Origin of the sequence: Aquimarina macrocephali JAMB N27, assembly GCF_000520995.1 — a bacterium.
GTDB classification, from domain to species: domain Bacteria; phylum Bacteroidota; class Bacteroidia; order Flavobacteriales; family Flavobacteriaceae; genus Aquimarina; species Aquimarina macrocephali.
On the sequence record NZ_JACA01000005.1, the window covers coordinates 299,825 to 312,949 of the forward strand.

The 13,125-nt window shown below is 31.9% G+C and carries 6 protein-coding genes; 2 read left to right on the forward strand and 4 right to left on the reverse strand.

The features are described from left to right. Positions 1-148: 148 nt before the first annotated feature. From Z054_RS0106510 to uvrA, 3 genes are all read right to left on the reverse strand, one after another. On the reverse strand, positions 149-2,977 hold the full coding sequence (locus Z054_RS0106510) for a gluzincin family metallopeptidase (protein WP_024769272.1): 2,829 nt from the start codon (positions 2,975-2,977) through the stop codon (positions 149-151). Between the two features lie 161 nt (positions 2,978-3,138). Beyond that, positions 3,139-3,828, reverse strand: coding sequence for an LOG family protein (locus Z054_RS0106515; RefSeq protein ID WP_024769273.1), 690 nt, complete (start codon positions 3,826-3,828; stop codon positions 3,139-3,141). A gap of 24 nt (positions 3,829-3,852) precedes the next feature. Next, positions 3,853-6,681: an excinuclease ABC subunit UvrA gene (gene uvrA / locus Z054_RS0106520; protein WP_024769274.1), complete on the reverse strand. Its 2,829-nt coding sequence runs from the start codon at positions 6,679-6,681 to the stop codon at positions 3,853-3,855. A gap of 578 nt (positions 6,682-7,259) precedes the next feature. Between uvrA and Z054_RS0106525 the strand changes: the two genes are divergently transcribed. After that, positions 7,260-9,362 carry a M12 family metallo-peptidase gene (locus Z054_RS0106525; RefSeq protein ID WP_024769275.1) on the forward strand — a complete coding sequence of 701 codons (2,103 nt, stop codon included), beginning with the start codon at positions 7,260-7,262 and terminating at the stop codon, positions 9,360-9,362. Between the two features lie 65 nt (positions 9,363-9,427). Here Z054_RS0106525 and Z054_RS0106530 read toward each other — a convergent pair whose 3' ends face one another. Further along, entirely contained in the window at positions 9,428-10,141 is a 714-nt protein-coding gene (locus Z054_RS0106530) for a hypothetical protein (protein ID WP_024769276.1), read from the reverse strand. A 201-nt stretch (positions 10,142-10,342) separates the two neighbouring features. On the opposite strand from Z054_RS0106530, the gene Z054_RS29940 reads away from it, so the two are divergent. Then, on the forward strand, positions 10,343-13,081 hold the full coding sequence (locus Z054_RS29940) for an ATP-binding protein (protein WP_024769277.1): 2,739 nt from the start codon (positions 10,343-10,345) through the stop codon (positions 13,079-13,081). The last annotated feature ends 44 nt before the right edge of the window (positions 13,082-13,125 follow it).

A 13,125-nucleotide genomic window follows, 5' to 3' on the forward strand; every position in this document is an offset into this window, starting at 1 on the left:
GGCAGAAACTCTTAATTTTTTTGAGTATAATTCATTAAAACTGTGTTTTTATTGATGAATTATAGTTTTTGAACAGTATTTTAAGGATTGGTTAACAAATGTTCAAAATTTTCACATTTATTTTTCAGTATATTTTTTCACAAAGAAATTAATACCATTCTCTGGTAAAAAGACCTATTAACGTTTCTGGACTTAATGTTATGATAAACCGAATTTGCTGTTCGTAATTTGGTTGTGATATTTCCCATCCTTTGTTAGATACTACAGGGAAAAAGACTTCGAAGTAATCGGCTACTAAACTGAGTCGAACTCCTGCGTCATAGACAAATTTTGGAGAGATATTTTTATTTTTCACCAATCCTACATCTCCATATGCATAAATCCAGTTCCATATATTGGTATTGGCATTAAAGGTAGTGATCCATTGATTAGCAAAAGGATATTCGAGTTGAGATTTAAACCCGCCTTCTGCCAAAATAATTTGCTGGCTTACCAAACCAGTATCTTCACTACGTCCCAGGTAACTATAATCAAACAAATAATCTGTAGGTCTGTCTAGAGCAAAACTAAAGAAATCACCATCTTTTTCTGTATCATTAAAAAGAAAAGATCCTGCAAATAGACGCAAATTTAATTGGCGATTATTAAGAAACAACTTCCTGTAATTTACAGTCGCAGATAGCTTACTGAAGTTTTTAGATATTTGATAATCAACAGTATATCCTAGAAAATTAATGAGATTAAAATCAGAATATCGATATCTTACATTAAATACACTATAATCAGGGGTAGTAACAGGGTTTTCTTTGTCTCGATCTCTAAAAACATTAATATTTCTAAGAAGAAGTCTTTGTTTTTTATTGGATCTAAGATCTTCGGGCCTAAAATAAAAACTTATAGATGATGAAAATCGTTTAAATAATAAATCGGGAGCATAACTAAACATACTACCATTTACTCCATATTGTACTTTATATAATCCATAATCAGACAGTTGTTGTCTATAGGAGATAGATGCTGATCCTAATAGTTTATTGGATTTGAAACCATAAGCAGGGGATAGGTTGTACTGAAAATTTCTTTTTATGAAAGTCTTATTATAAAATTTTGAAGCTAACAAAAAACCATCGTATACATTAAACTCTACTTCGGGAATAAAAAATACTTGAGTATACCTTGGATCTTCTATATCCTGTAAAAACCTAAATTGTATAGGTTTGTTAAATATCCATTTTAGGTTTCTATAATTATTACGTCTATTTACTTCTGGGATGTTCTGATCATAATCTATTACCAGTTTACTAATATTTTCATTGGCAATTTTTACTTTTTTGGTGCCTGTGATACCTGTAACCCAGGTTTTAGAAACCATATCTTTTTTTCTAAACCCATAAAGTGAAACTGGCATTGTGTTATTGCCTTTATTTTTGATTGTAACCTCAATCGAATCTTTTCCTTTTTTTACAGACTTTATTTTAAAATCTAGCTTTTCGTTGGTTTGTACATAATCCTCAAAAAACCATTCTATGTCCTTGGGAGCTATATCGATAAGTACCTTTTTGTATTTTTCAGAATTTGTATATTTTAATACATTTTGAGTATAAAATTTTTTAATACTTAAATCCACAATATTATCATCACCGAGATAATCTTCGAGATACTTAAATCCTACTCCTGCCTTATATGCATTTGCTATATTTTTATTAAACTTTACCAGCTCATCTTGTGGCTGTAATAAGGGCTGATCTAAAAACAATCGAGCCATATTTTTATAAGCTAAAAAGTATTGATCGTTAAAATCCAGGTCCGCAGCATGAAACCATCGTAGACCAATCACTTTACTAAGTTTACCGATAATTTTCATTTCGGGATAATATTGCTCTGTATACGCCATCATTAAATAGATGTGTATTGCATCTTTTATCCAGGCATCGTATCTAGGATTTATGATAAGAGTCCTTTCTAGATAATTTTCGGTAATTGTCTTAAGTTGTTTAATTTCAAATTGAAAACCATCGGGAAAAGGTCTTAATATATCTGGTAGTTGATTTAGTCCATATACGGGATTGTTTTTGTAATCATTTTCAGAAATAACAATTTTATCAAAAGGATATGGACCTAATTTTTTTTGTAAAAAACCAATAATCCTATCGGTCGCTACCGATTTCATTTTTGGCATTAAATCATTATCATCTATATTACTTATAAACTGAACACCATCAGATGGGAAGCTGTAGAAAGATGATACCTTTTCTATGTATAAGTTTACTTCATTTCTTTTGTTGCCTTCAAATTGTATAGTTTTGGTTGTTTCGTCCTCTGATAAAATAGTGTTTTTTTGTTTTAGATCGCTAACTATTTCATACGCAGATGGTAAAGTGAAGTTGAGTTGGTAATCTGCTATAGGTGCATATAAGTCATTCAAATTTTTATGACTATAGATATTCCATTTTGTATCGTATACAGCAGGAAGTATATACCAGTATTTTAAACTAAAATTCCCGTTTGCGTGATATCCATATCTGGTAAATTTGTTACTGGGAATTTTGATTTGATATTTTAATAGAAAAGTTTGATTTTCTCCCGGATAAATAGGCTTATTAGATTTTATCCATATAATATCCTGGATTCCAGCATGTCGACCCCATTGTAGGGGTTGTGATTCTTTATTGCTAACATTTTGGATTATAGTTCCCCCTCGTTCTTCATCTTTGGCAAAGTAAAAACGTTTTATAAAATCTTCTGCAAACCTTTTACCAAGAGGAGTGGTCTTATCAGAGAAGCTATTGGCCCAATCATGAAAGAATATTTGTGTAAGTGTATCTTTTGATAAATTTGTATATGTAACTTCCTGCTCTATCGTTACTACCTTTTTTTTGGTATCCAGATTAGCATTTATAATGATATTATGTTGAGCAGACCCTATGGTTAGCACAAAAAAGATAATTATAAAACTATATACTTTTAAAATATTCAATTTTTATATTTAATTAAAGACATTTTTATGATATAAATCAAAAAGGAATAATGTTACCCATCTGGATTTATCTATCAAAACTTTATTACTTATAGCAATGCCTTACTATGATACTCTTCAAAATCGATTTTATATTAATGATTGATTGATAATAAAATGAATTAGAAATTCGGACTTAAATTATACTCTCCATAAAAATCATCTAAAATTCCTAATACTTCACCTGGGGTATCTACAATGTGTATTAGATCTAAATCCCCGGGGCTTATATTTCCGAATTTTTGTAACAATGTGCTTTTTACCCAATCGATGAGTCCTCCCCAAAACTCGGTACTTACCAATATAATAGGAAATTTCCCAATTTTTTTGGTTTGTATTAATGTTATTGCTTCGAATAATTCATCCAAAGTTCCAAACCCTCCTGGCATAACTACAAATCCTTGAGAATATTTTACAAACATCACTTTACGCACAAAAAAATAGTCAAAATCTAAGCTTTTATCGCTATCGATATATGGATTGTCATGTTGCTCAAAAGGTAAATCTATATTGAGCCCAACAGAAGTTCCTCCTCCTAAATGTGCTCCTTTATTTCCCGCTTCCATTATACCGGGACCTCCACCAGTAATAACTCCATAGCCTTGATCTACAATTTCTTTGGCGACATCTACGGCTAATTGATAGTATTTATCATCTGTTTTTGTACGGGCAGATCCAAAAATAGATACACAAGGCCCTATTTTACTCATTTTTTCAAACCCATTAACAAATTCTCCCATAATCTTGAAGATTGCCCATGAATCATTTGTTTTTATTTCATTCCAGCCTTTATGGTGTTGCTCTTTTCTCATAAATTTATTTTTTTATATTGTTACTTACAGTTCTTTCTTTAAAAACTGTGCAGTATAACTTTTTTTATCTTTTATAATTTCTTCTGGCGTTCCTTTAGCTACGATTTTCCCTCCATTTCTTCCTCCTTCATATCCGATATCAACAATATAATCAGCCATTTTGATTACATCCATATTGTGTTCAATAATTAAAACTGTATTTCCTTTATTTACTAATTCATTTAGTACGTCCATCAAAACACGAATATCTTCAAAATGAAGACCCGTTGTAGGTTCGTCAAGAATATAAAAAGTGTTACCGGTATCTCTTTTTGATAGTTCTGTTGCTAGTTTGATACGTTGTGCTTCACCACCAGATAGTGTAGTTGATTGTTGTCCTAGGGTAATATATCCTAAGCCAACATTTTGGATAGTTTTTAATTTTCTTGAAATCTTTGGGATATGCTCAAAAAATATGCAGGATTCATTAATTGTCATTTCTAAGACATCAGAAATGGATTTTCCTTTATATCGAATCTCTAAAGTTTCTCTATTAAATCGTTTTCCCTGGCAAGTTTCACATTCAACATATACATCGGGTAAGAAGTTCATTTCTATCACTCTTAATCCACCACCTTTACAGGTTTCACATCTTCCTCCTTGAACATTAAAGCTAAAACGTCCTGGTTTATATCCGCGAATCATAGCCTCGGGAGTTTTGGCAAATAAGCTTCTTATTTCAGAAAAAACACCTGTATATGTTGCAGGATTAGATCGTGGTGTGCGACCTATAGGAGATTGATTAATGTCAATTACTTTATCAGAGTGTTCGAGACCTTTGATACTTTTATATGGCATTGGTTTTTTTACACCATTAAAATAATACGCATTTAAGATAGGGTAGAGTGTCTCGTTAATGAGTGTAGATTTTCCGCTACCCGAAACTCCTGTAACGGCAACCATTTTGCCTAAAGGAATATCGATAGATACATTCTTTAAATTATTTCCGGTAGCTCCTTTTAGTGAAATAGTTTTTCCATTCCCTTTTCTTCGTTTGGAAGGGGTTTCGATTTGCTTTTTGCCACTTAAATAATCAGCTGTAAGTGTATTGTGTTTTTGTAATTCTTCGGGAGTACCTTCACTAATAATTTCTCCACCGTGTTTTCCTGCCAAAGGACCTATGTCGATAACATGATCAGCACGCTCAATCATATCTTTATCATGCTCTACAACGATAACAGAATTACCAATATCCCGTAACTGAATTAGTGAGTTAATTAGTTTCTGATTATCTCTCTGATGTAAACCAATACTGGGTTCATCCAGAATATATAAAACTCCTACGAGTTGCGATCCAATTTGAGTAGCTAGTCGTATACGTTGTGCTTCGCCGCCAGAGAGTGATTTGCTACTTCGGTTTAAAGATAAATAGGTGAGCCCTACATCTACCAAAAATTGAAGTCTGGCATTAATTTCTTTTAATATTTCTCCCGAAATCTTATTTTGTTTTTCGCTTAAATGTTCTGGAAGAGATTTAAACCAATCGGAAAGTTCATTAATATCCATTGCAGATAATTTTGCTATATTCTTTGTATTTACTTTGAAATATAAGGACTCTTTACGCAATCTTGACCCTTCACAAGACGGGCATTGAATATTATCCATAAAATCTTTGGCCCATCTTCGTAATGAAGTGGAGTCATTATTTCTATATGTATTATCGATAAACGAAGCGATTCCTTCAAAATCAATTTTATAGTCTCTGGTAACCCCAAGAGATTTACTGTTTACAGTAAACTTTTCTTTTCCACCATGAAGGATAATTTGCATGGCTTCTTTGGGAATCTTTTTTATAGGATCACTTAATTTAAAATCATATCGTTGCGCAATTAATTCTAATTGCTTAAAAATCCAATTGTTTTTTTGAGGTCCTTGCGGAGCTAATCCTCCATTTTTTATAGATATAGAATCATCTGGGATGATCTTTTTTAAGTTTACTTCATATAAATTACCAATACCATTACATTTGGGACAAGCTCCTTTTGGGGAGTTAAATGAAAAATTATTGGGTTCTGGGTTAGGATATGAAATACCACTAGATGGGCACATTAAATTTCGACTGAAGAAACGTACTTCTTGAGATTCTTGTTCGATTACCATCAATACGTCATTACCATGGTACATTGCAGTATTGATTGTTTCCATCAGGCGTTTTGAATTCTCCTGATCTTTGGTAACCATTAATCGATCTATAACGATTTCAATATCGTGAGTTTTATAGCGATCAAGTTTCATGCCTTTGGTGATATCTTTGATCTCACCATTGGTACGTACTTTTACAAAGCCTTGTTTTGCAATTTGCTCAAATAACTCCCGATAATGTCCTTTTCTAGAACGAATAATAGGAGCCAGGATACTGATTTTTTTTTCAGAAAAATCTTTTAAAATTAGATCCTTGATCTGCTCATCACTATAACTTACCATTTTTTCTCCGGTATTATAGCTGTAGGCATCACTTCCTCTAGAAAATAATAACCTAAGAAAGTCATAGATTTCTGTAATGGTTCCAACGGTACTGCGTGGGCTTTTACTGGTTGTTTTTTGCTCGATTGCAATAACGGGAGAAAGCCCGTCAATTTTATCCACATCTGGCCGTTCTAATCCTCCCAAAAATTGCCTGGCATAGGCAGAAAAAGTTTCTATATAACGTCGTTGTCCTTCTGCATATATGGTATCAAATGCTAAGGAAGATTTACCAGACCCTGATAAACCTGTAATCACTACTAACTTTTCACGAGGTATGGTAACGTCTATATTTTTCAAGTTGTGAACACGTGCTCCTAAAACCTCAATATTTTCTTCTGATGCTACCATAAATTTTAAACCAAGATTGCAAATGTAGTTATTTGGCAGCGTTTTGTGAAATTGGATAAGTTTCAGTTATGTTAAATCAACATTTTTATTAGATATAATAGTTTTTTATTTTTTTTAAAATATTTTAAATAACTGAAAAACAATATCTTGTGTATGGAAAAAACATAGTTTGAATGTATTATTTTTCTTTCATTTTAAAGTGCATGTAAGAATTTTTTTTTAACAAGTAAGAAGTTTTGTGAAATTTTGAATGGGTTGCATTCTCAAATTTTTTTATTGTCAATTATTAGGTATTTATTTGATTTTATGACCAAATTTTGGAAGTATATATATCCAATACTATGCTCTTTTTTGATATTTTTTTTTATCCAAACAACTCTTGTAATGAGAATCTTTTAGTTTTTTAACTAAAAGATTGAATGATTTCTATTTTTTAAAACTATCCATAAACTTTGTTAAAACGGCATGCAGAATTAGTAACTTAATTATTCACAAACTCTTTGAAGTTTTTACTATTGATAGTATAAATAGCCCAATAAAGTCAATAGAGTAATTCTTCAAAATTAAAACTAATCACGATGAAAAACATGTTCAAAATTGCAATTACCTTTTTCATGGTAATAAATTTTATGCACGCTCAACAGCGGCAGCATACACCTGGTGAGTTGGTAAAACAACAAAAAACACAGGGTTCCGATTTTCAAGAAGTTAATTTGTTTAGTTTAATGACTGCTAAACAAAAAGCAAATGTTCAATTACCAAAAGAGGTTAAAGATTATACTTTATTTTCTTTAGACACTAAAAAATTAGTATCTATGAAGTCTAATGCTCCCAAAACTATGAATTTGGAAATCCCAGGGCAAAAATCTTCGATGGTACTAGAATTAGTAAAAGTAGATATCGCTACAGATGATTTTAAAGTTGTAGAAATGCCCTCGGGTAAAGTTGTTAAATCGACAAAAACTGTTTCTCATTATAGAGGAGTAGTAAGAGGTAAAACAAACTCTATTGCGGCTGTTAGTTTATTAGACGGCGAAGTTTCTGGGGTTATCAGTATTGATGGCGGTAATGGGAACCTCGTTATGGGACGATTAGAAAATAGTTCAGAACACATTATGTATGAGGATAATAATTTACTTCATTTACAAGACTTTACTTGTAATACCGAAGCGAATTATGAAGGTTATACAGAAGAAGAGCTTTCAGACAATCCTTCTACCAGTAAAGCGGCAGAAAAGTGTGTTAAAGTATACTTTGATATAGGAAATGATGTTGTAACGGATAAAGGAGGAAGTCAGCAGGCTTCTGATTATTTACAATCTATATTTAATCAGGTAGCTATATTATATTCAAATGATAATGTGACTGTGAAAATATCGCAGATAAACGCGTGGACTTCTCAAAACCCTTTTAGTGGGTTATCCGATTATTCAAGTTATAGAGAGCAAAATGGTCTTAATGGAGCAGATCTTGGACATTTTGTTACTTATAATTTTTCTGGCGGTGTGGCATATTTAGGTGGTGTTTGTCAGTCAAATTATAGATATGGAGTTTCTGGTATTAATAAAACTTTTAGTAATGTACCTACATACTCATTTTCTGTAATGGTAATTGCGCATGAGATGGGGCATAACCTGGGTTCAAATCATACTCAAGCTTGTGTTTGGAACGGTAATAATACTGCAATTGATGGTTGCTATAATGTAGAAGGTAGTTGTTCTAGACCAGCAATCCCATCAGATGGAGGTACTATTATGAGTTATTGTCATCTTACTAGTGCAGGAATCAACTTCACTAAAGGATTTGGTACTCAACCGGGTAATGTGATTCGTAACAAGATCAGTTCTTCAAGCTGCCTTCAGGCATGTGGTACTACCGGGTGTAATACTGGTGATTCTGCAACTGTAACGTTTAATAATAATACAGATTGTACTTTAGAGTATTTTACAAATAATAGCTCTAAGTTTTCGATTAATTCTGGTCAATCCAGACAGGTTTCAACTACTAGAGGAGCAAGCTGGGAGGCTAAAAACTCGTCTAATGCTACTGTGGATTCTTTTACGATTCAATGTAGTCAAGATAGTTATGCTTCTACGGGTAACTGTAATGACGGTGGAGGAATCACTTGCGAGGGAGTGCAACCATATTCTAGTGGTACAACATACTCTGTAGGAGATCGAGTAACATATCAAGGAAGTTTATATGAAAGAACATCTACAGGTTGGAAAAACCTGGGACCATGCCCAACTAATCCAAATGATCCATGTGCAGGAGTGCAGCCATATTCTAGCAGTACAACATATTCTGTAGGAGATAAGGTGACGTATCAAGGAAGTTTATATGAAAGAACATCTACTGGATGGAAAAATCTTGGGTCTTGTGGTTCTGCTACTCGAGTTTCTCTACAAAGAGATGAGATTTCGGGAGAACTAAGTATCAAAGCGTATCCTAATCCAGCTGATGAAGTTCTTACTATTGAAGTAAGTAACGTATTAAATACTTCTTCTACATTATCTATTAAAGATATCAATGGTAGAGTGCTAAAAGTTGTTGGTTTAGATACCCCTCCGGGAGGAAAAGATCGTCATACAATTGATGTTAGCTCTCTCTCTCCGGGAATGTACTTTATTCAGGTAACAGATTCTAAAAAGACAGTTACCCAGAAAGTGTCTATAAAATAATTATAATGTAACATTTGGGCTATTATATTAGGGTGAAACTATATGTTTCACCCTTTTTTTATGTCTTAGTCATTCCAGGTTTTAAGATTACTTATTGGGATTCCGAAACCAAGTAATTTATGCTGTTGAGAGAGGTGGGCTCCTGTTTTTGTAGTTGTCCAGTTTTCCCAGGAAGCTTCGAGACCTCCAATCGGGATGATAGATACCCACATTTTGTAACTTGTTGGCCTGTAGTTTGTATCTACTTTCCAGAGATAAGAGTCTCCAGGAGTAGTTCCTCCGGACTGATAAGTAACTAATAATCCTTTAGTATTATTTTCTAAGGTTACTAATTTACGAATAGCTCCTTTGTCAAAAAGTTTATGAGGAGCAATCAACCAAAAAGAATCATTATTAAAATTCATCAATGCTTTTTCTACCATTTTTTTCTTTTCCTGATCATTAAAATACATTGTACTTAGTACTCGGTTTTTTTCTGGAGAATCCAAATGTAGAAGTACTGAGTTATCCTCTGTTTTTACAGTTACCGTATTTGACTTTTTATCCCATAGATAGTGATTTTTACTTCTAAAAGTCCATTGCAAATAATCAGTGTTCAGGTAGTTATCATGTTTAACGGCATCTAGTATTTTTAATGCAAATTCATCAGCTTCTGGTCCAGATTTCCCTTCAGGAAGTTTTTCATGTAAAGAAAAATACAAAGTTGTAACAGTAATAATCACCAATGCAAGTATGCTTAACAATAGTATTTTAAGAAGCTTTATTAGTTTTTTTCTCAAGAGGTTATGATTTTAGTGTGTTTTGTCTTTTACGAATGTAATAAAATACTAAGAATATGACTTTTTAATATTAAGTTATAGAAGAGGCACAGACTACTTCTGATCAATTAAGTAGCTATAGTGTATACGAAATTAGTTTTATAGGATTTAACTGGTGAATTATTTATTTTAGCGTACTCACCAAAAAATACCCCTTGTGTTTTGAAAAATATTTTAAAATCAAAATTCTTCGTTAAAATCTTTCTTATACTTGTTTTATCGTTTCCAGTGGTTCAGGCACAAAACCTTGATGTTATTGATAGTCTTACTACTAGATTAGCTAATTCTAATGAGAGAGAACGTATTTCTATATTATTAGCATTGGCCAAATGTCACCAGAACAGCGAGCAAAAAGAAGCCATTAGGTATGCAAACAAATCCATACTGTTAAGTGAAAAATATAATGATCAGTTAAATATGGGAAGAGCTCATATTCTAATTGGAGATGCATATACTGTCTCGGGTAAATTTGACGAAGCTGAAAAACATCTTGAACAAGCAAAAGATGTATTTTCTATGGTTAAAAGTGAAAAAGATGAAGTTGATTTATATGGATACTTGGGAGAGTTATATATTAAAACAAATAATTACGACAAAGCTGAGGAATATTATCTTAAGAGATTAAAAATTAGCAAAAAAATAGGTGATAAAAAAAAGATTGCATGGAGTATTAATAATCTTGTGAGTATTTATCTTGAAAGAGGGAAAATGGAGGAAGCTGAAAGCTCTGCACTGGAAGCATTAAAATTAGCTAAATCATTAAAAGATAAAAATTTACAGATTAATCTACATGTAAAGATTGCCGATATTATCGCTTATCAACATGGAGATTTAGATAAGATAAGTGAGCATTATCAAAGAGCTCTTCAGTTAGCGGTAGAAAAGAAGAATCCAAGAGCAAGTAGTGCAATAAATATCAATTGGGCGGTAACTCTTAGCAACTATGAGAAATTTAAGGAAGCAGAGAAGTATTTTATGGATGCTTTAAAAACATGCGAACAGTATGGATATCATAATAGGATAATACTTGTATACTCTGGTCTAGGAGAAAATTCCCTTGGTAAAGGAGGCTATGAGAAAGCTATGAATTATTTTGTTAAAGCTTTAAGAGTAGTAAATAAAACAAATAATAAAAAGGGGAAAGCTAGTATATATAGAAAAATTGGGGCTATACATATAGAACAAGGGAGCTATGAAAAAAGCATTGAGTATTTATATAAAAGTTTAGGTTTTTATGAAACGTTAAATGATAAAAGTTCACTATCTGTACTGTATAACTATATTGGAGAAGCTTTTTACCGATTAAATAATTTTAGCAAAGCAGAAGAAAATTATCAAAACGGGGTGGTGTTATGCGAAGAATTGGGGGATCAGAAAGGTATTGCGGTTTCTTATTTGAACTTGGGAGCTTTAAAAGTGAAACAAAAACTATTTGAAGAAGCTATGTTGTATATAGAAAAAGCACATGATAAGGTGAAAAAAATGGGTAACTCTAGAGAACTGATACTTTACTATAATACTATGGCAGAATGTAAGTATAATCAGGGTGAAATTGAAGAGGCCCTCGATTTAATGCTTCAGGTTTTGAATATGGAAGATAAATTGAAAGAATTTAAAAAACCAGAAATAGAATCATACACAAGGTTAGGTACAATTTATTACGAACTTCAGAAATACGAAAAGGCAGAGATGTTTTTTAAGAAAAGCTTAAAAACATCTATAGTAATGAAATCTAAAATGGAAGTCAAGAATAATTATTTTTGGTTATCCAAATGTTATGAAAAATTAAATAAATATGAAAAAGGCTTAGAGTACTATAAAAAATACTCTATTGTAAAAGATAGTATTTTTAATCTTAATAAGATTAAGCAAATTGCAGATATACAGATAAAGTATGATACCGATAAAAAGGAAAAAGAGATATTATTTTTGCAAAAAGAAAAGGAGTATCAAACCATTTTATTTAATAGTCAAAAGAATGAGTTATATCGAGTAAATCTGGAAAAAGATTTAGAAAGAGAGCGAAAAGAACGTGATATAATTCAATTAAAAGCGGCTCGAAAACATAGCGAGATCGAACAGTTAAATATGCAAAATAATCTGCAGATTGCAGAAAAAGAAATCAAAAATAACCAGCTAAGTATACAGAAATCCCGTTTAGCGAGAGAATTGCTGATCAGAAATATTATAATAGGTGGTGGAGTCCTAGCTCTTATAGTTTCATTTTTTGCATTAATGTATTATCGACAACGATTAAAAACACAAAAAATTATTGCAAGAAAAGAGATAGAAACAATAAACGCTAATATCAATGGTCAAGAAAAAGAAAGAGAACGAATAGCAAAAGAATTACATGATGGTATCGGGGGGAATCTTGCTGCAATAAAGCTTGATTTGTCTAAGTTGTCAAATAACTCTAATCGTGAGCTTCAAAAAGTAATTAAAAATGTTGATGGAACATATAATGAGGTTCGTACGCTTTCTCATGATTTAATACCTCCAAAAATCCTAAAAAGTTCATTTGAGAAATTAATAAAAGAGTATTTGAGTAATCTATCCAAAACCTGCTCATTCATTATAAATAATGATTTTTATCCATCATCAAGGTTTAATCAACTAACAGATAAGATAAAAATTGAGCTATATAGAATTACCCAGGAATTAATGAATAACATTATTAAACATTCCCATGCAGATCAGGTAAATTTACAGTTTACTATACTAGACAAACGAATTAAGTTTATTATCGAAGATAATGGAGTAGGGTTTGATACAGAAAACATTTCAAAAGGAATAGGGTTGAATAATATATTGTCCCGTACTAAGGCGCTAAGTGGTAACATGCATATAGATACTATGATTGATAGAGGTACCATTATTGAAATCGATATCCCTGCTTAAAGAAAAAGAATGTGATAATGAAACCTATATCGCAGCACTAGTTA